The 17,832-nt window shown below is 64.7% G+C and carries 26 protein-coding genes and 2 tRNA genes; 18 read left to right on the top strand and 10 right to left on the bottom strand.

Annotated elements, in window-relative coordinates:
- The first annotated feature begins 24 nt into the window (after positions 1–24).
- The 3 genes from U1872_RS08010 to U1872_RS08000 all read left to right on the top strand — a co-directional run bounded on the left by U1872_RS08010 (position 25) and on the right by U1872_RS08000 (position 2,524).
- A complete protein-coding gene (locus U1872_RS08010) occupies positions 25–915 on the top strand; it encodes a DNA N-6-adenine-methyltransferase (RefSeq protein ID WP_332792357.1) in 891 nt (296 codons plus the stop codon).
- 171 nt (positions 916–1,086) lie between these two features.
- Positions 1,087–2,196: a site-specific integrase gene (locus U1872_RS08005; RefSeq protein ID WP_332792356.1), complete on the top strand. Its 1,110-nt coding sequence runs from the start codon at positions 1,087–1,089 to the stop codon at positions 2,194–2,196.
- Positions 2,197–2,272: 76 nt separating this feature from the next.
- Positions 2,273–2,524 (top strand): hypothetical protein, encoded by a 252-nt coding sequence (locus U1872_RS08000; RefSeq protein ID WP_332792355.1) that lies wholly within the window; start codon positions 2,273–2,275, stop codon positions 2,522–2,524.
- On the opposite strand, the gene U1872_RS07995 is transcribed toward U1872_RS08000, so the two are convergent.
- Complete coding sequence (locus U1872_RS07995; RefSeq protein ID WP_332792354.1) at positions 2,521–2,760, bottom strand: helix-turn-helix domain-containing protein; 240 nt, start codon at positions 2,758–2,760, stop codon at positions 2,521–2,523. The genes U1872_RS08000 and U1872_RS07995 overlap by 4 nt on opposite strands.
- Before the next feature lie 155 nt (positions 2,761–2,915).
- On the opposite strand from U1872_RS07995, the gene U1872_RS07990 reads away from it, so the two are divergent.
- The 8 genes from U1872_RS07990 to U1872_RS07955 are packed head-to-tail and all read left to right on the top strand — an operon-like array spanning position 2,916 to position 5,760.
- Positions 2,916–3,161 (top strand): hypothetical protein, encoded by a 246-nt coding sequence (locus U1872_RS07990; RefSeq protein WP_332792353.1) that lies wholly within the window; start codon positions 2,916–2,918, stop codon positions 3,159–3,161.
- Positions 3,158–3,631, top strand: coding sequence for a hypothetical protein (locus tag U1872_RS07985; protein ID WP_332792352.1), 474 nt, complete (start codon positions 3,158–3,160; stop codon positions 3,629–3,631). Before U1872_RS07990 ends, U1872_RS07985 begins: the two co-directional genes overlap by 4 nt.
- Positions 3,628–4,296, top strand: coding sequence for a hypothetical protein (locus U1872_RS07980; protein ID WP_332792351.1), 669 nt, complete (start codon positions 3,628–3,630; stop codon positions 4,294–4,296). Before U1872_RS07985 ends, U1872_RS07980 begins: the two co-directional genes overlap by 4 nt.
- Complete coding sequence (locus U1872_RS07975; protein WP_332792350.1) at positions 4,293–4,925, top strand: hypothetical protein; 633 nt, start codon at positions 4,293–4,295, stop codon at positions 4,923–4,925. The genes U1872_RS07980 and U1872_RS07975 overlap by 4 nt, the downstream gene beginning before the upstream one ends.
- Positions 4,922–5,050 (top strand): hypothetical protein, encoded by a 129-nt coding sequence (locus U1872_RS07970; RefSeq protein WP_332792349.1) that lies wholly within the window; start codon positions 4,922–4,924, stop codon positions 5,048–5,050. The genes U1872_RS07975 and U1872_RS07970 overlap by 4 nt, the downstream gene beginning before the upstream one ends.
- A complete protein-coding gene (locus U1872_RS07965) occupies positions 5,047–5,352 on the top strand; it encodes a hypothetical protein (protein ID WP_332792348.1) in 306 nt (101 codons plus the stop codon). The genes U1872_RS07970 and U1872_RS07965 overlap by 4 nt, the downstream gene beginning before the upstream one ends.
- A gap of 1 nt (position 5,353) precedes the next feature.
- Positions 5,354–5,599 (top strand): hypothetical protein, encoded by a 246-nt coding sequence (locus U1872_RS07960; protein ID WP_332792347.1) that lies wholly within the window; start codon positions 5,354–5,356, stop codon positions 5,597–5,599.
- The gene (locus U1872_RS07955) at positions 5,599–5,760 is read left to right on the top strand and encodes a hypothetical protein (RefSeq protein ID WP_332792346.1); all 162 of its coding nucleotides are present in this window, start codon (positions 5,599–5,601) and stop codon (positions 5,758–5,760) included. The genes U1872_RS07960 and U1872_RS07955 overlap by 1 nt, the downstream gene beginning before the upstream one ends.
- A gap of 63 nt (positions 5,761–5,823) precedes the next feature.
- Here U1872_RS07955 and U1872_RS07950 read toward each other — a convergent pair whose 3' ends face one another.
- The gene (locus U1872_RS07950) at positions 5,824–6,774 is read right to left on the bottom strand and encodes a hypothetical protein (protein WP_332792345.1); all 951 of its coding nucleotides are present in this window, start codon (positions 6,772–6,774) and stop codon (positions 5,824–5,826) included.
- Positions 6,775–6,967: 193 nt separating this feature from the next.
- Positions 6,968–7,648 (bottom strand): hypothetical protein, encoded by a 681-nt coding sequence (locus tag U1872_RS07945; protein ID WP_332792344.1) that lies wholly within the window; start codon positions 7,646–7,648, stop codon positions 6,968–6,970.
- Between the two features lie 530 nt (positions 7,649–8,178).
- Between U1872_RS07945 and U1872_RS07940 the strand changes: the two genes are divergently transcribed.
- From U1872_RS07940 to U1872_RS07930, 3 genes are all read left to right on the top strand, one after another.
- Positions 8,179–8,766 (top strand): hypothetical protein, encoded by a 588-nt coding sequence (locus U1872_RS07940; RefSeq protein WP_332792343.1) that lies wholly within the window; start codon positions 8,179–8,181, stop codon positions 8,764–8,766.
- Between the two features lie 171 nt (positions 8,767–8,937).
- Positions 8,938–9,011 (top strand) — tRNA-OTHER (locus U1872_RS07935).
- A 21-nt stretch (positions 9,012–9,032) separates the two neighbouring features.
- Positions 9,033–10,175, top strand: a complete 1,143-nt coding sequence (locus U1872_RS07930; RefSeq protein ID WP_332792342.1) for an aminotransferase — start codon at positions 9,033–9,035, stop codon at positions 10,173–10,175.
- 163 nt (positions 10,176–10,338) lie between these two features.
- Here the strand turns inward: U1872_RS07930 and U1872_RS07925 are convergent, their stop codons facing one another.
- The 6 genes from U1872_RS07925 to U1872_RS07900 form a co-directional block, all read right to left on the bottom strand.
- Positions 10,339–10,623, bottom strand: coding sequence for a hypothetical protein (locus tag U1872_RS07925; protein ID WP_332792341.1), 285 nt, complete (start codon positions 10,621–10,623; stop codon positions 10,339–10,341).
- A 62-nt stretch (positions 10,624–10,685) separates the two neighbouring features.
- Positions 10,686–11,717 carry an S-methyl-5-thioribose-1-phosphate isomerase gene (gene mtnA / locus U1872_RS07920; protein WP_332792340.1) on the bottom strand — a complete coding sequence of 344 codons (1,032 nt, stop codon included), beginning with the start codon at positions 11,715–11,717 and terminating at the stop codon, positions 10,686–10,688.
- Between the two features lie 113 nt (positions 11,718–11,830).
- Positions 11,831–12,514 (bottom strand): acireductone synthase, encoded by a 684-nt coding sequence (gene mtnC / locus U1872_RS07915; RefSeq protein WP_332792339.1) that lies wholly within the window; start codon positions 12,512–12,514, stop codon positions 11,831–11,833.
- Positions 12,511–13,047, bottom strand: coding sequence for a 1,2-dihydroxy-3-keto-5-methylthiopentene dioxygenase (locus U1872_RS07910; RefSeq protein ID WP_332792338.1), 537 nt, complete (start codon positions 13,045–13,047; stop codon positions 12,511–12,513). The genes mtnC and U1872_RS07910 overlap by 4 nt, the downstream gene beginning before the upstream one ends.
- Positions 13,044–13,658 (bottom strand): methylthioribulose 1-phosphate dehydratase, encoded by a 615-nt coding sequence (locus U1872_RS07905; RefSeq protein WP_332792337.1) that lies wholly within the window; start codon positions 13,656–13,658, stop codon positions 13,044–13,046. The genes U1872_RS07910 and U1872_RS07905 overlap by 4 nt, the downstream gene beginning before the upstream one ends.
- Before the next feature lie 11 nt (positions 13,659–13,669).
- Positions 13,670–13,743: transfer RNA gene (locus U1872_RS07900), tRNA-Gly, on the bottom strand.
- A gap of 134 nt (positions 13,744–13,877) precedes the next feature.
- On the opposite strand from U1872_RS07900, the gene rutB reads away from it, so the two are divergent.
- Genes rutB through rutA form a run of 4 tightly spaced genes read left to right on the top strand, consistent with a single transcriptional unit; the run spans position 13,878 to position 16,864 of the window.
- Positions 13,878–14,609 carry a pyrimidine utilization protein B gene (gene rutB, locus U1872_RS07895; RefSeq protein ID WP_332792336.1) on the top strand — a complete coding sequence of 244 codons (732 nt, stop codon included), beginning with the start codon at positions 13,878–13,880 and terminating at the stop codon, positions 14,607–14,609.
- Positions 14,610–14,611: 2 nt separating this feature from the next.
- Positions 14,612–14,995 carry a pyrimidine utilization protein C gene (rutC, locus tag U1872_RS07890; protein WP_332792335.1) on the top strand — a complete coding sequence of 128 codons (384 nt, stop codon included), beginning with the start codon at positions 14,612–14,614 and terminating at the stop codon, positions 14,993–14,995.
- The gene (rutD, locus tag U1872_RS07885) at positions 14,988–15,788 is read left to right on the top strand and encodes a pyrimidine utilization protein D (RefSeq protein ID WP_332792334.1); all 801 of its coding nucleotides are present in this window, start codon (positions 14,988–14,990) and stop codon (positions 15,786–15,788) included. Before rutC ends, rutD begins: the two co-directional genes overlap by 8 nt.
- Before the next feature lie 5 nt (positions 15,789–15,793).
- Positions 15,794–16,864: a pyrimidine utilization protein A gene (gene rutA, locus U1872_RS07880; RefSeq protein WP_332792333.1), complete on the top strand. Its 1,071-nt coding sequence runs from the start codon at positions 15,794–15,796 to the stop codon at positions 16,862–16,864.
- Here rutA and U1872_RS07875 read toward each other — a convergent pair.
- Complete coding sequence (locus U1872_RS07875; protein ID WP_332792780.1) at positions 16,861–17,733, bottom strand: LysR family transcriptional regulator; 873 nt, start codon at positions 17,731–17,733, stop codon at positions 16,861–16,863. The two genes, rutA and U1872_RS07875, sit on opposite strands and share 4 nt — an antisense overlap.
- Positions 17,734–17,832 lie beyond the last annotated feature (99 nt).

Genomic DNA, 17,832 nt, shown 5'->3' with positions numbered 1-17,832 from the left:
TACGAACCCAAGCGGGGTCAGATATTGATCGACGAATTACGTGAAGCCCGACGGTCGGCAGGCTGGTCGCAACGGACGCTGGCCAGTCGCATTGGGGTCGAGCCGCAAACCATCAAGAGACTAGAGGGTGGCGTCGGGTCGGTGCCAACCCTGATCGCGGTGATGGCGGCGTTAGACTTTCACCTCGCAGGCTTGGGACCCGGCAAGACATTGTCCGAGCAGTTGCGCACCCGCCGCCGCGCACGGACAATGACGCTGGAAGCAGCGGCGATGAGGACGGGCCTTTCACGGACGACCATCGCGAGTCTCGAGCGGGGCGGCGGATCGGTCGCCAGCCTGCTGCGCCTACTGGCGGTTCTGGCCCCCAGCGCTCGTCGCCGTGCGCCCGAGCGATCGTATTGGGGGCAAGGTGACAAGGATGATCGCGATAGCCGTTTCACCCCTCCCGACTTCATGGCGAGCATTTACGCGGCGTTCGGTGAGATCGACCTTGATCCCTGCGCCCATCTATTGAGCCCGGTCGTCGCGCGTCGCCGGATTTTGCGTAGCGAGGGCGGCGACGGCCTTGCCGATGCGTGGTCGGGGCGGGTCGCGTTCGTCAATCCGCCCTATTCCGAGCTGCTTAAGTGGCTGCGACGTGCTCACGATCAGTGGCGGGCTGGCACGGTGGAAACAGTGGTGTGCCTCATTCCGGTTCGAACCGACTCGGTCTGGTTCCACGATGTGTTGAGCACCGACGCGGACATTTACCTGCTGCGAGGGCGCGTGCGGTTTCTCGATCCACGTGGCAAAGGCCAACATACGCCGTTTTCTCTGATGCTCCTGACGCTCGGCGCCACCGCCGAGCAGAAGGAACGATACGAAAGCTCCACGCCGGGATTTTGGCTAATGCGCGGAGCCGCCGCGACGCGCTAGCGAAATGGTAACGCCGACAGAAAGCGTAATCGTCCGCGGACGAGCAGGAGCGGCGTTTCGGCCGGAACGATACTGCCGGATTAATCGACTGAGCGACTAGAAAGAAACCGCTTCGTCGGGACTCGCGCCCATCCTAAAAAGAGCTGTGAGCCTAACTATAGGAGCACGCTCGTGACGATTTTGAACCTCACCCCGGCCCAGCAGGATCTGGTCCACACCCGCTTTCGCTTAACCGGCATCCCCGCCGAATTCGCCCACCGCTTCGACCGCGACCAGTTCGACAACCTGGAGGGGTACGTCGACGGGCATGCCCTCAACACCCTGAAGTCGCTTCGCCACGACCTCGGGCGGTGGTTCCCTTGGTGCCTCGCCCGGTGCATCGATCCGTTCGCGCCTGCGGCCCGCGACGTTCGCGATTTCCTTCGCGCCTTTGGCAGTGGGCGGCACCCGGACTCGCTCCGGCGCATGCTTTCCAACATCAACGTGTTCCTCACGCGCATCGTTGGTGGCCCGAACGTCACGTCCTGCGAGATGGTCTACGCCGAGATTGCAAAGACGGCCCGCGCTTGGAGCGGCGACCACCACCAGATGCTCGCTATCCGTCGTCGCGGGAATGTCGCGCACATTGAAGATGAGCCGGAGCCGTTCTCGATCTCCCGCATGATTGACGCGCTGGAGCTGTTCAGCACGGTTCGCGAGATTCGCTCGCGTTTCATCCTTTCCCTCGGGGGAGACACTGGGCGTCGCGCCGCCGAATACATCGCCGCGAACATGGGCGACATCACCGAAGCCGGAAATGGAGAAGGCTGGTTCGTCGTGGTGCGCAGCAAGACCGATCAAGAGGGTGAGGGTATTACCAAGCTGCTCTCGGTGCGAACGATGCGATTCTACCGGCAGTGGCGTTCCGCGTTGGCAGAGCGAGGTATCGACCTCGGCCCGGCCAGCCCACTGCTGCGAGGGATCAACATGCACGGCACCGTCGGTACGCGGCTGTGGACATGCGGCTTCCGTTACGTCGTTCGCTGCGCCGTGCGCGAAGCGCTGCGTCTGATCGACGCCGGAGAAGGGGTGATCGACTATAACGCGATTGCGCTCCAAGTCGGCGGGCACAGCTTTCGCGTCGGTCTCGCGCAAGACTTGGCGCAGGCGGGCGAGGGGATGCCTGCCATCTGTCATGAGGGTGGCTGGAAGGACGATCGCTCAGTGATCAAGTACGTGCGCAATATCGCGCCCCAGTCGGGCGCTATGGCGAGGTTGCGCCGACGACTGGGTGACGAGTAGCCGCCGGCGATCGGGGGCAAGGGAAGATCAGGGAGGCGGGGCTGGTGGCTGGTAACCACCAGTGAAAGGAAAAATAGTGAGCAACACCCGTGCTTGGCGTGCGAAGCAGCGCACGTCGAAACCCAACGCGCGTCAGAAGCGAAATGGCCTGTTCCTCGACGCGCACCCGATTTGCCAGAGCTGCGGTGCGTCCCCGTCGGAAGAGGCGCACCACGACCTTCCCCATGGTCATCCTGATCGCAACCTCGACCGGTACATGCGGGCGCTGTGCATTCCGTGCCATGCTGCCGTCCATTGGCCAAAGGCGCGATATCAGAACCAGCGCTAGGCGCGGAGGCGCACTCCGGCTCCGCCCGGTGACGGGATTGCGCCGTCCTCGATGAACTCGACGCCGGCAGCCTCAAGCGCCGACTGGATCGCTCGTCGATTGTTCGCGATCGGCTCGTAACTGCCGGCTTCGAAATTCTTGATCGTCGACAAGCCCACGGAAGCTGCGGCGGCAAGCTGGGCTTGCGTTAGGCCGACGAGAGCGCGGCCGGCGCGGCAGGTTGCGGGCAATATCATGCCCTGCCGCTACCAACTATTTTAGCCAATGGCAACTGAAGGAGTTGACATAGACCAAGGGAGTAAGGATAACCATTTTAGTTAACCGACGACCCGACCGAATGCTACCAACACTCGGCCGGGCCTAACCTCAACGATCCTGTGGAGATCGAATAATGGCTTCGAATACCATACCGGCACCCGTGTGCCTGGCCAACAGGCTTCGTCGCCTGCTCGGCGCAATTGAGCCTTGGTACAACTGGGGCGAAGTCCACGTCGAACGCATGCAGGAAGTGCGTTTCGGCGACGGCAGTCATATCGAGGCGGGCGGCGAAGGCCCGGTCCGCTACGTCGAACTTCAGTGGCTCGGTATCCATCTCGCCGTCCAGTTTGGCCGCACGCCGAAGGCGGTGCGCTCGTGAGCGGCGCCCATGTGTCAGAGCGGGAGAAAGCCGCCGCTCCGATCTTGTCCGCCCCGCCCCTTGAACTGATTTCCAATCTCGCCCGTGTTCCCTCGAGCTACATTGTCCACGCTGCGACGAACAACCACAACGCGCCGCTGATCCGGCACGGTGAGATCGTCGTCGTCGACACCGGCGGTGGCAGCGTCACCGGCGGGTGGATCCCGGTCGAAGGTGGCCTATTCCTGATCGAATACACCTCGTCGCCGACTGCGAGCGAACGCTACGCTCGTCGCTCGCGCGAGATCGTGCAGACCTTCCTCGGCCATCGCGACCGTTGGTACGCCGGCCCACTGCGCCGCGGCGTTCAAGGGCGCGAGTTCATCTGCGTTGACGGTCCATATCGCGACGAGATGGCGCTTGCCGACAAGCTGATCGGCAAGGTGGTCGGGCTGTATTCGTCGCGCGCCCAGATCGGCGGTGACGCATGACCGCAACCTCGGCTGACATGCTAGCGTCTGGCGGCGTCGAGCGAGAACTTTGGGGCCCCGACCTCGATGCCCTGCCGAGCCTCGCGGACCAGATCAAGGTTCTCGATACCGCGGCGTCCTTCGACGACCTGGACCAATACGTGTTGGTGTGGCTGTCGATCTCCGACCAGAACGGCGGCGGTGCCTCGGCATTCTGGGGCAACAACGACGCGGCGGACGCGCCCGCTCAACTTACCGCTGGCGTGATCTGCGACCGGCAAGAGGGCGAACGGCGCGCTCGCTGGAAGGCGCTGCGCGACCATCACGAAGCTGTTCAGGGTTTCCGCCCGGCAATGCAGCGCGAGCTGGTGCGTCAGGGTCGCTTTGTCGACAACCGCAAGATTGAGCTGGTCGAGATCAAGGCGGTCGTCCGCGCGTTCCTCGCCACCGGTGGCCGGCTGCTGATCGCTCCAGAAGGTTCACGCCGACGTGGCGAACCGATCGAGGCAATGCCCGATACCAAGCGGTTCGCTCACGGCCCGTGGTCCGATGCTGACGCTGTCGCCGCCGTGGCGATGTTCCGCACAGCTCAGCGGTGGCGCGCTCGCGCCGCGTTGGATCGTATCGTTCGCACACTGGGCACCACCGAAAACGGATGGATCGTCCTTGAGGGAGCACGTTCATGACACAGATAAATATCTCTCGCCGGGCTGCGCTCGGCGGCTTGGCTGTCACTGCGTTCGCGACTTCAGTGCCGGCTTTCGCGGCGACCAGCGCGCCAAGCGTTTTTCAACGGCTGCTGGCACGATACCGGCAGCTTTGCGCCGATGAGCTTGCGTACGACACCGATCTGCTCGAGCCGATGGCGGAAGAGTATGCCCGTCGTGCTGCGCAGGTGCCGCACGTTTCGGCGACCTATGACAACGTCCTTGGTGGCGAGGCTCGTCTATCCACGTCCTGCGGCACCGATGTGGCGATAGCGATCAAGCACATTCGCGGCATGAAGACTGGCGGGTGGGATCGTAACGACCAGTTCAATCAAGCATGCCGCCGCATCCGAGCGGGTGATCTGCACCGTCGCCGCGAACTGCGTCGAATTCGCACGGCAATCGGCGCGCAAGTCATCGAAGCGCGCTCCGAGCAACTGAATGATCTCGCCTGGCGTGCCGGCTTGGCGGCGATCGAATGCCCGGTTCAAGCGGGCACCGACTTGGCCGCGAAGATCGAACTCATCACCGAAACCGACCGGTGGGAATGTGATGCCGCTATAGCCGCGATCCTCGCTGATGCCCGCCGGCTGGGAGGTGTCGCATGAAGGCGCTGCTCAACCGCCCGTTCATGGGCACCGACCTGACAATCGGCGGCGCAATTGCCACCGTCGCCGTCGCACCCGCTGCGTGGTCGATTTTCGCTCTCGCATTCGTGGCGATGCCGTCATGAGCGCCGCCCAGAATGAACAGTGCAGCCGTTGCCGGTTCTGGTTGCTCGATCCCAGCACGCATTTCGAGGACGGTCGCCCGGTGGAGGACGGGGACATTGCGTTCGGCCATTGCCGCCGCAACGCTCCCGTCGTGCTCGGCGAACTCGCCGCCTTAGGCGTCCCTCGTCAGGCGTGGGGACGTGACCCGGACAAAGATGAGGAACTTTGGACGACACAGCTTTGGCGCGCGTCAACTCAGCCGGTTAGCGAATCGGCCGACTGGTGCGGCGAGTTCAAGCTCAACTCGAAGGAGGGCCGCTGACATGGCGAGCCAATATGCGCCGACGACGTCTAACGCCCCGACCTTCGACCCCGCCGCGTGGCTATCCGCGTTGGTTGCGATCGGCGGCGGCTACGCCCTCGCGTCCGGCCGTAAGCTATGGTTCGTCGTGCAGGATTGCCCAGCCGACCAGCTGACCACCGTCATGTCGCAGATCGTCGGCAAGCCTGATCGCGTCGAGGCGGTGCGCTGGACGATCGAGCGTCGCCAAGCCGGTGAGGTGTTGTGATGGTCGAGACCCCGCAGCCGCCAATCCCGCCGGGCTTCGTCGACACCTTCAACGCTGGCGGATGGCGCGCGATCGAGCGCGAGTATCACGCCAGAACCGAGACGCTCGTACGCTGGCATCGGGCGGCATTCGAGGAGCCCGGGAGGCAGCCGGCAGGGTGATTTAGCACCACAGCGTTCAATCGCGTCCCCGGTCTGCTTCAACCGGGGACACAACGCCAGGACCTACGCGACCGCGTCGAACGCCTGAAGCGCCCGCTCATCGGGGATGTTCTCAACCCAGCTACCTGTGCCGTCCTCGCGAGTCGGCGCGTCGATGCTCAGGTTGCCCCACGGGTTGGCGAAAGCGCTGAACACTCGGCCGCGGACCTTCCGCATCCCCTCACGCAGATGCTTTGGGTCAAGCCGCCCTTCCAGCACCTCGAGATAGGCTTGGCTGATCATATCATCTCGCAATGCCGGGTCGATGCGACGAGAGACTGACTTCGCGATCTCAGCATAAAGGGGGTCGGCGGCGGGGTTCGTTGCGCGCGGGCGACTGATTGAGTCAGCGAGCTTCGAGGCGCGCCGACGGGCGGCGGCGACAAGAAATGTGTCGTTGCGGACGCGCCGGTCGTCAGAGCTGAGGGAGCGCAAGAATCCGCCAACTGACATTTTCGGCAGCCCGAAACGCTCAGCCACCGAACGCACGGTATCGCCTGCGAGGAGCCGATTTCGAACTTCGATCTGGTCCTCGTTGCTCAATGTTACTACCGAGCGGATGCCGCTATTCTTCATGTGCTGGCGGTGCCTTACCCAGCACATCCGAGCGTGATGGAGATCTTGGCCGCAGTCGCATTTTGGCAGCTCGCCGCCCGACTTAAGCACCTCGGCATTGAACCGGCGCCGGGACTTGTTGACGCTCTCCAGAGCAACACCAGTTTCCGCTACGATCGCTCGGTTCGACATCAACGTGGATCGAAAGAGATTGTGCAGCCGGGCTTCTCGTTCGGGGCTCAGACGGCTCGGCTTTCGCGTCTCGATCGCTACGCCATGGGCCCGAAGGGCTTTGATCGCTTTCTCGAGGGTTTTCGAATGCACCCCCATCGTTCTCCCGATGGAAGCCTGAGACTCGCGGTTGATCAAGCGAGCGCAGAGTTCGGCGACACGCGTGACGGTCATGTTCGATTTCGGCATTAAACGTCCTTCAGGTCGTATCGGATCGGCCTGATCGGGGTCGTCGGAAGGCGGCTCTCGATCCGGCCCCCGATGGTGCTGCGTGCGATCCACGCAACGCCTGTCTCTGCCTTTGAACTTCGCGCCGCGACCAGATTTAGATGAAACGAGCCGACGACGGGACGGCGATAGCGGTTGCGGCGTTGCGAGCTTGTCAGGCGCGTCCCTTCGGCCCCATTTCAATTGCCGAACTCAACACATCTGCGGTTGATACGAAGGTGCCGCCTTGGCCCTGCGAGAAAGCGTCGAACATCGCGTACAGGATGTTGTCGTCATCTGGAATCTGCGTCCTAAGATCCCGCCCGAAGGGCAGGCGCACCCGCGCCCCAGGTTCGACCTGACGGACTAGCACCTGCAACTGATGAAATAGGGGAACCTGTTGATTTCCGACTGCGCCGAAACTTTCTTTCTCGCCACCAATCATCGGCCTTAGCCGATGTGTCCTGGAAGGGTTCGCCGCAAACCAGTTGGCGTCGTCGGTCTTCCACTCGGTGGTCGACGTGTTCATTATCGCCGACTTGGGATCAATGCCGGCCCGCGCAGCAATCTTTCGACGCTCGCCTTCCCTCATTTTTCCAACCGAGCGGAACGCGTTTATCGCTTCGTTGACCTCCTCGGGGGAGCGCACCTCGTTCGGATCGGATTTCCTCGAATTCAGCGGGAAAGGGAAGTCAGGAGTAAGAAACACCCCTTTTATGATGCCGATTTTAAGGCGCTTAAGGCAGCATTCGCCGACGAGGGCAGGGGCTCCGGTATTTGTCGCGCCGCCGAAGGTTAGGTCATTCTGCTCGAACAAGCGGCGGCATATGGAACAATTATCGCCATCGTTGGCCATGACGTCCTGAAGTTCGCGCTCTAGGCGTCGGCGAGAGGATGGCTTCATGGCACTACACTATCGCAGTCTCACCGGTCCGCAACACGCTAAGCACAGGGCCCGCTTGGGAGCCAGCCTGTCATGCCGGAGTGGGGCGCCCAGCACGACTAATAACCTCGAAAAGGCGGATTGCTGCCTCGTAAGATGGTGCCTTTGCGAGGACGGTAATATCTTCGTTCGGATGATCCGCATCGACCTCGAATACGAAGTACCCGCGGTCGCCGCCGAGACCAGAACCTACGGAAGCCCTATAAGTTTGACGCGAGATCGCCGACACGCATACTCTCTTGGAATCGCCTACATTCGCCGAGAGGAAGATATCTTCCATGCCGTCGTCACCCAAACCGAAGTATCGTGAAGTTATCGAACCTGCCATCTCGGCCAACCAGCTCGCGCAGTATCTTAGTGCCGGACCGCACGCGCGCAAGAACATTATCAGGGCGGCGAGGTGGCAATCAACGGCCGTCGTAGCCCGATATAAGCACGCTAGAATGGCCATTGCCGAGTGCCTCTGCGATGCAACGAAGAGTCCCACGACCTTCCATAAGCATCGCGCGGACCTTGTGAAAAAGCTGGACGCCGCAGGCTTAAGCAGTTGGGTTAAGGGTGATCTGCAAGCCTCGCTTGAAGCCTTGGATCGATACGCAGCTACGCTGAACCAGACCGGCGTCAACAAGCTCGACTGTAAACCGGTGAACGGATCTGTGCCGCCCCTCCTGATCGGCGGCCTGCGGGTCCGGGTGACACCGGACGTTACCATTTTGAAGCCTGACCCGAAGGAGCTGGACCCGAAGGTGGGCGCGATTGTGACGATGATCGCCAAGAGCGAAAGCTCGACGACCAAGCGCAAAGAACAAGCGCGAACCGCTGCCGTGCTCGTCTGGCTTTTCGCAGAGAAGCATCTCTCCGCGAAAGGGTCACCGGACCGGAAGCTATGCTTTTCATTCGACGTGTTCGACGGCAGTCTCGTCCCTGCTGGGACTGGCATAGCCACGCGGGTGAACAACATCACGGCCGCATGCGAGGAAATCGCGCATGCCTGGTCTACCGCGGCACCGCCCGATGACCTCGATGCCTAGGACAGCGGAAAGAGCGGCGCTGCGCATCAGGACGACAGCATTGACTTCGCGTTGTGTGATTCGTGTGTAATCGCGTCGGGAACGTCTCGGAATGTTCCCGAACGTCTTTGGACGGAACAAGCCATGAAAATGACGATCTGTCAGGATGTTAAGGCAGTTCGAGAATGTTCGGGAATGTTGCTAAGCCGGACTGTAAATCTGCCGGAGTTTCTCCTACGTAGGTTCGAACCCTACCCTGTCCACCAACATCTTGGGCGATCACCGCCATGAATCCCCTCTTTGCCGGGCTCGGCACGACGATTTTCGAAGCGATGTCGGCCCGCGCCCGCGCGACCGGCGCGATCAATCTCGGCCAGGGCTTTCCCGACGGGCGCGGGCCCGAGGACGTGCTGGCCGAAGCGGCCCGCGCGCTGCTCGAAGACTCGAATCAGTATCCGCCGATGGCGGGCACGCCGGCACTGCGCCAGGCGGTGGCCGACCATTACCGCGTGCATCAGGGGCTCGATCTCGACGCGAGCGAGGTGATCGTCACGTCGGGGGCGACCGAGGCACTCGCCGCCGCGATCTTCGCGCTGGTGACGCCGGGCGACGAGGTGGTGATGTTTCAGCCGCTCTACGACGCCTATCTGCCGCTGGTGCAGCGGGCAGGGGGCATCGCCCGGCTGGTGCGGCTCGAGCCGCCCGCGTGGCGCATCACCGCGGAGGCGCTCGCCGCGGTCGCGAGCGATCGGACGCGGCTGATTATCCTCAATTCGCCGCTCAACCCGACAGGCACGATGATCGGCGGCGACGAACTCGCGCTGCTCGCCGATTTCTGCGTCGCGCACGACGCGATCGCGATCTGCGACGAGGTGTGGGAGCATGTCGTGTTCGACGGCGCGCGCCACCAGCCGCTGATGGCGCTGCCGGGGATGCGCGAGCGCACCGTCAAGATCGGCTCGGCGGGCAAGATCTTCTCGCTGACCGGGTGGAAGGTCGGCTGGATGTGCGCCGCGCCTGCCATCTCGTCGGTGCTCGCCAAGGCGCACCAGTTCCTCACCTTCACAACGCCGCCCAACTTTCAGTCGGCTGCGGCCTATGGGCTGGGCAAGGACGTGGCCTATTTCGAGGAGATGCGGGCTGGCTACCAGCGCTCGCGCGATCGGCTGGCAGCGGGGCTGAGCGGGCTCGGCTACAGCGTGCTGCCGAGCGCGGCGACCTATTTCCTCAACATCGACCTTGCCGCCTCTGGCATCGCGCTGGACGACGTCGCCTTCGCGCAGTGGCTGCTCGACGAGGCTGGCGTGGCGACGATCCCGGTGTCGGCTTTCTATGCGCAGGAGCCGGTGACGAGCGTGGTGCGGCTGTGTTTTGCCAAGCAGGACGCGACGCTCGACGCGGCGCTCGAGCGGATGGCGAAGCGGCCGTAGCCGACCATGGCTATTGCGGGCCCATCTCCACACCGTTCGTGCTGAGCTTGTCGAAGGGCTGTCTTTCCTTTCGACCTAGCTGAGAAGGACAGTGCTTCGACAAGCTCAGCACGAACGGGGATAGGGGTGCTCCCCGACAGCAGCGACGGGAATCCTCGACCTCTCAAAACGCCACCGTCGCGCTCAACCCGTGCCAGTGGATCGGCCCGATCTTCACGTCCATCGGCTTGGTCAGGAATCCCTTGTTCTCGGGCAGCGGGGGAAGCGGGCGGAGGCGGTATTGTTCAGTGTCGCGCTTGCCGCACACCACGATCTCGCCCGAACTGCTTGGCGCGCAGGCGCTTCGGTTGACCAACGCCAGAGGTGCGGCGGGCGGCGGCCCGGGCGCGGATTCGACCGCCGACTGCGCCAGCGCGAACGTGAGAGCCGTACCGACGATAACGGACATATCCGGCCCCCCAACCCAAGGAAGCGCGAGGCTAGACGATGGTCCGGTGCCCCCGCAAGCGCTCAGACCGAATCGAGCAGCCCGCGTTCGGTCAGATAGCCCGTCACCAGCCGCGCCGGCGTAACGTCGAACGCCGGGTTCGCCGCGGCCGAGGCGGTGATCCGCATCGATCCGCCTTCACCGCTGACATGCGTCACCTCCGCGCCCGAGCGCTCCTCGATCGGGATGTCCGCGCCGGTCGCGGTCTCCGCGTCGAAGGTCGTATAGGGCAGGGCGACGTAGAACGGCACGCCGGTGTCCTTGGCGGCGAGTGCCTTCAGATAGGTGCCGATCTTGTTGCAGACGTCGCCATTCGCGGTGACGCGGTCGGTGCCGACGATCACCGCGTCCACCTGCCCCGTCATCATCAGATGACCGCCGGCATTGTCGGCGATCACGGTGTGCGGCACGCCGTGCCCGGCCAGCTCGAACGCGGTGAGCAAAGCGCCCTGGTTGCGCGGGCGCGTCTCGTCGACCCAGACGTGGACCGGGATGCCGGCGTCATGCGCAAGATAGATCGGCGCGGTCGCAGTGCCGTAATCGACCGTCGCCAGCCAGCCTGCGTTGCAATGCGTCAGGATGTTGAGCGGGCGACCGGGGTTCTTCGCGTGGAGCGCACGAAACAGTTCGAGGCCATGCGCGCCGATCGCCTGGTTGAGCGCGACATCCTCGTCGCAGATCGCATCGGCCCGCGCGAAGGCGGCGGCGGCGCGATCGGCGGCGGGGAGCGGGCGGACCGCGGCGGCGACGATGTCGAGCGCCCATTTGAGATTGACCGCGGTCGGGCGCGATTCGAGCAACTGCGCGTAGGCGGCGTCGAGCGCGGCGTCCGATCCGTCCTCGGCAAGCGCCATGGCGAGCCCGTAGGCTGCCGTCGCGCCGATCAGCGGCGCACCGCGCGTCCACATCTCGCGGATCGCGACCTCGGCCTCGTGCGCGCTGCGCAGCTCGACCCACTTCACCGTCCAGGGAAGCTCGCGCTGATCGAGGATTCGCGCGCCCGCGCCATCGCTGGTGCGCGTGATCGAGCGTTGATGCGTGCCGTCGAGTTTCATCGCGCGAACCTTCTTATGTGTGTTGCGTCCTTCTTTCCTTCCCCGGCGAAGGCCGGGGAACAGGAGCGAAGGTCTTTGCGAGCGAAGCGCAGCGCTCGCCGTTCAGCCGCCCGCTACCGGGCCCCGGCCTTCGCCGGCGACGAGGGAGGGGGTGGGGAGGCAACGGGCGTGGGCACCTCGTCGAAAGTCGCAATATCCCCGCCGCCCCCGGCGCGATCGATCAGCAACGCGTCCATCCCCGCCGCACGTGCCGCCGCGACTTCCTCGGGTGTGTCCGACAGGAACAGCACCGCGTCCGCCTCGACCCCGATCGCCGCGGCGATCTTCGCATAGGCCGCCGCCTCGCGCTTCGGCCCCGTCCTCGTATCGAAATAGCCCGAAAAAAGCGGCGTCAGGTCGCCCGCATCGCTATGTCCGAACAGCAATTTCTGCGCCGCGACCGAGCCCGACGAGAAGACGTAGAGCGTCACCCCCGCCGCATGCCAGCGCCGCAGCCCCGCCACCGCATCGGCATAGACATGCCCGGTGAACGCGCCCGCGGCATACCCGTCCGCCCAGATCATCCCCTGCAGCGCCTTGAGCGGCGTGGCCTTGCGGTCCTCGTCGATCCAGCGCGTGAGCGTCGCCACCGGGTCACCCGGCTCGCTCGCCGCAACCTCGGCGAGGATCGGCGCGGTCTCCGCCGGATGCGCCGCGACATAGTTGGCCAGACGCGCGCGGGCATAGGGGAACAGCACCTCGGCGACGAACGCGATGCTCGACGTCGTCCCCTCGATATCGGTCAGGATCGCCTTCACGCGGGTTCGAGCCGCGGAAAGCGCTCGGCAATGTCGCTGCCGGTGAACTGCGCGATCCAGCCGTCGGGGTTCACGAACAGCCGGATCGCGGTGAAACGCGGGGACGCGCCCATGTCGAACCAGTGGCGCATCCCCGCGGGCACCGAAATCAGGTCTCCCGCGCTGCACAGCATGTTGAACACACGATCCTCGTGGTGGAGCGTGAACAGCCCCTCGCCCTCGACGAAGAAGCGCACCTCATCCTCGCCATGCGTGTGCTCGGACAGGAATTTCCCGCGCATCGCGTCGCGCTCGGGATGGTCGGGCGCGATCCGGGCGACGTCGATCGAGCGATAGCCCCCCTGTTCGGTCAGCCGCGCGACCTCCTCGGCATAGACCGCAAGGATGTCGCTGCCGGCATCGAGCGGCTTGAGCGGCCAGCGCTCTAACTGCACGCCGACCGCGCCGAGCGCCGCGGCGATCGCGGCGCCATCCTGCGTGTCGAGCAGCGGGGTCGTGCCGTCGGTTTCGGCGAACACCTGCAAGCGGCTCATCGAAAGCTCCTTTCAGCGAGTTCGGCGGCGATCATCCATTCGATCGCCTCGATCACGCGCTCGGCCTCGGCCATGTCGCGGCCCCAGCCATACAGACCATGGCTGCGAATGAGATAGGCGGGAATAGCCCCCGTTTCCAGCAGCCGCGGCGCGATCGCCGCCTCGACCGCCGTCATGTCCTGGCTGTTCTCGACGATCGGCAGCGTCGCCGTGGCGTCGTGCGTGGCGATCCCAGGCAGCGCCTTGAGCATCTCGTGCCCCGCGAGCCGATAGGCGTCACCCGCCACCGCACGGCTGAGGCCGACCGCGGCAGGCGAATGGCTGTGGAGCACCGCGCCGACGTCGGGAAAAGCGCGATACAAAGCGAGGTGGAGCGCCGTCTCGGCCGAGGGTTTCTTGCCGTCGAGCGCCGCGCCGTCGGCATCAACGCGCATCACGTCGTCAGGGGTGAGGCGCCCCTTATGCCGCCCCGACACCGTCACCGCAAAGCTGCCATCGTCGAGCCGCGCGGAATAATTGCCCGAGGTCGCGGGTGCCCAGCCCTTGGAGTCGAGCCACCGCCCGACTGCGACGATCGCGGTGCGCGCCGCTTCGAAGCTGCTGCTGGTCATCGGATGGCGGCTGGAGCGGGTAACGGGAATCGAACCCGTGTATTCAGCTTGGAAGGCTGCTGTACTACCATTGTACTATACCCGCTCGCCGGCTTCGCGCACGCGTGTGCGGCGATGGGCATCGGTTAGCGCGGTCGCGCGGCGGGCGCAAGATGCGGGCCTTGCGCTGCCTGTCTATCCGCGACAGGATGTTGCGCTTGTCCGCAAGGGAGTGCGCAAGTGTCCGACGATCCGACCGTGATCTGCCCCGGCGGCGACGGCACGAACGCGGTGACGCTTCCCGCGCGGCCCGAGGCGCTGCGGCTCGCGCCCGAGCAGACCGCGGTGATCGTGATCGACATGCAGAACGCCTATGCGAGCGACGGCGGTTACGTCGATCTCGCCGGCTTCGACATTTCGGGAGCGGCGGGGACGATCGGGAAGATCGCGCAGGTGCTCGATACCGCGCGCGCGGCGGGCGTGCAGGTGATCTTCCTGCAGAATGGCTGGGATGCCGAGTATCAGGAGGCGGGCGGGCCGCTGTCGCCCAATTTCCACAAGTCGAACGCGCTCAAGACGATGCGCGCGCGGCCCGAGCTTTCCGGGCAATTGCTCGCGCGCGGCGGGTGGGATTATGCGCTGGTCGATGCGCTGACGCCGCAGCCGGGCGATCTTTCGCTCCACAAGACGCGCTATTCGGCCTTCTTCAATTCGCAACTCGACAGCGTGTTGCGCGCGCGCGGCATCCGCAACCTGGTGTTCGTCGGGATCGCCACCAACGTCTGCGTCGAGAGCACGCTGCGCGACGGCTTCCACCTCGAATATTTCGGGGTGATGCTCGAGGATGCGACGCACCATCTCGGGCCGCCGACGATGCAGGCGGCAAGCGTGTACAATATCGAGAAGTTTTTCGGCTGGGTGAGCACGACCGCGGATTTCTGCGGCAGCTTCGGCCAGTCTCCCAAGGAGTGACCATGTCTTTCGAAGCGATCAATCCCCCGCAATTCCCGACCCCGATCGCGCCCTATTCGGCTGCGGCGAAGGCGGGCAACACGGTCTACGTCTCGGGCATGCTCGCGCTCGGCGAGGGCGGGGCGGTGCTGCATGTCGGCGATGCCGCCGCGCAGACGCGCCATATCCTCGATACGATCCAGACGACGCTCGAGGCGGCCGGCGCGACGCTCGAGGACGTGGCGATGAACCATATCTTCCTGAAGGACCTCGCCGATTATGCCGCGTTCAACGCGGTCTATGCCGAGTATTTTCCGGGCGCCAAGCCGGCACGCTATTGCATCCGTGCCGATCTGGTGAAGCCCGACTGCCTGGTCGAAATCGCCTCGGTCGCGCATCTTGGTTGAGGCGGCGGGGCTTTATTACGAGGTTCACGGTGCGGACGACGCGCCGCCGCTGCTGCTGTCCTCGGGGCTCGGCGGGTCGGCGCACTATTGGGCGCCCAACATCCCCGCGCTGGCCGAACGGTACCGGGTGATCGCCTATGATCATCGCGGTACGGGGCGTAGCGACCGGACGTTACCCGATACGGTCAGCGTCGACCATCTCGCCGCCGACATGCTGACGCTGCTCGACGTGCTCGCCATTCCGCGTGCGACCGTGGTCGGCCATGCCGCGGGCGGTGTCGCCGCGCTCGCGCTCGCGCTGATGGCGCCCGAGCGGGTCGACAAGCTCGTCGTGGTCAATGGCTGGGCCTCGCCCGATCCGCACTTCCTGCGCTGCTTCGCGGCAAGGCTCGCGCTGCTGCGCGGCAGCGGGGCCGAGGCGTATCTGCGCGCACAGCCGCTGTTCCTCTATCCGCCCAACTGGATCTCGGCGAACGACGCCTTGCTCGAGGCCGAACTGCCCGAGCAGCTCGCGCATTTTCCCGGCGCGGAAACGATGGAGAAGCGCATCGCCGCGCTCGCCGCGTTCGACGTGACCGAGCGGCTGCGCGACATCCACCGCCCGGTTTTAGTCGTGGTGTCGGACGACGACATGCTGGTCCCGCCCAATGCCGGCGTGGCGCTGGCCAACGGCTTGCCGATCGCCGGCTTCTGCCGCGCCGAACATGGCGGCCACGCGGTCAACGTGGTCGATCCGGATGCGTTCAACAGCTTCGTGCTCGCCTGGCTGGCGGGCGAAACCGTGCAAGGATAACGCGCATGCAGGTCGGCGTCTTCGTCCCCATCAACAACAATGGCTGGCTGATTTCGGAGACTGCGCCGCAATACATGCCGTCGTTCGATCTCAACAAGCAGATCGCGCAGAGCGCCGAGAAGCACGGGCTCGATTTCCTGCTGTCGATGATCAAGCTGCGCGGCTTCGGCGGCAAGACCGAGTTCTGGGAATATGGCCTCGAGAGCTTCACGCTGATGGCGGGGCTAGCCGCGGTGACGGAGAAGATCAAGATCTTTGCGACCTGCCCGACGCTCGTCATCCCGCCGGCGTTTGCGGCGCGGATGTGCAACACGATCGATTCGATCAGCCACGGGCGCTTCGGGCTCAACCTCATCACCGGTTGGCAGCCGCCCGAATATACGCAGATGGGGATGTGGCCCGGCGACGAGCATTTCCGCAACCGCTACAAGATGCTCGACGAATATGCCCACATCCTGCGCGAATTGTGGGCCGACGGCGTCAGCGACTTCAAGGGCGATTACTATCAGATGGAGGACTGCCGCGTCCGGCCCAAGCCGGAAGGCGACATGAAGATCATCTGCGCGGGCTCGTCCGACGAAGGCCTCGCTTTCTCGGCGAAATGGGCGGACTACGCCTTCTGCCTCGGCAAGGGCGTCAACACCCCGACGGCGTTTGCGTCCAACAACAGCCGCCTCGCCGCCGCCACCGCCAAGACCGGACGCGACGTGTCGATCTTCGTGCTGATCATGATCATCGCCGCCGAGACCGACGAAGAAGCGATGGCCAAATGGCAATCGTACAATGCCGGCGCCGATCTCGAGGCGATCGCCTGGCTCGCCGACCAGGGTGCCAAGGATACGCACAACAAGGACACCAACGTCCGCCAGCTTGCTGCACCCGAGGGAGCGGTCAACATCAACATGGGCACGCTGGTCGGGTCTTACGAAAGCGTCGCGCGGATGCTCGACGAGATGGCCGAGGTGCCCAATACGGGGGGCGTGCTGCTGACGTTCGATGATTTCGTCGAGGGCGTCGAGGCGTTCGGGACGCGGATCCAGCCGCTCATGCGGTGTCGGGCGGGCGTCAAGGGCTAGGCGAGACCCGCCGCCAACGCTTTCAGCCACTCCGCCACCGCCTGGATGCGCGGCGTCGCGTGGGTGTCTTCATGCGTCACCAGCCAGAAGGTCCGGGCAAGGCGGACGCTGTCGGCCAGCACCGGGACGATCGTCGCATCGCGCCGCGCGATGAAATCGGGCAGCACGCCGATCCCCGCGCCCGCGCGGATCATCGCATGCTGGACGTTGATGCTGGTGCTGCGCGCACGCGCGGCGAGGCCGTCCTGGATATCCGACAGATAGTTGAGCTCGGGCGCATGGACGTGTTCGGGAACGTAGCTGATCAGCGCGCGATCCTGCAGCTCGCCTGCGTCGGCGGGCGTACCGTGATCGGCGAGGTAGCCGGGCGTTGCATAGAGGTGCAGCGCATAATCGGCGAGACGGCTCGCGCGGAGCTGACGGTTACGCGGGCGCGCCAGCATCACCGCGATGTCGGCCTCGCGCTTCGAGGGGTTGAGGAAGCCGGAGGCGGTGATCAGGTCGAGCCGAAGATTGGGCTGGTCGCGCCGGAACGTGGCCAAGGCGGGCGCGACGACGTGCGTTGCGAGACCTTCGGCGAGGCTCAAGCGGACTTGCCCGGCCAAGGTCGCGCTGGCGGGGTCGACCTCGGTCGCGGCGAGCACCGCGGCCTCGATCGTCTCGCTGTGGATCAGCAGCGCGCGCCCGGTCTCGCTCAGGTGGCGCTCCCCGCCGATCGACTCGAACAGCGGCGCGCCGAGTGACGCCTCGAGCCGCGCAAGCCGCCGTGCGACGGTGGTGGTGTCGATCTCGAGCGTGCGTGCCGCCACCGCGAGCCGCTGCGCGCGCGCGACCGCGAGGAAAATGCGGAGATCGTCCCAATTGCCCATCATCGATCCTGCAAAAATGCAGCTTATAGCGGCAAGGATGAAGGGTTGAATGCAGAAATGCGCAGTGGGATAGAGCGTAAAAGCGTTTAGGAGAGTGTC

It is taken from the genome of Parasphingomonas frigoris, from assembly GCF_036663815.1.
Classification (GTDB): Bacteria; Pseudomonadota; Alphaproteobacteria; order Sphingomonadales; family Sphingomonadaceae; genus Sphingomonas.
The sequence above is the reverse complement of the archived record's forward strand: the minus strand, read 5'-3'. Positions and strand labels throughout refer to the sequence as shown.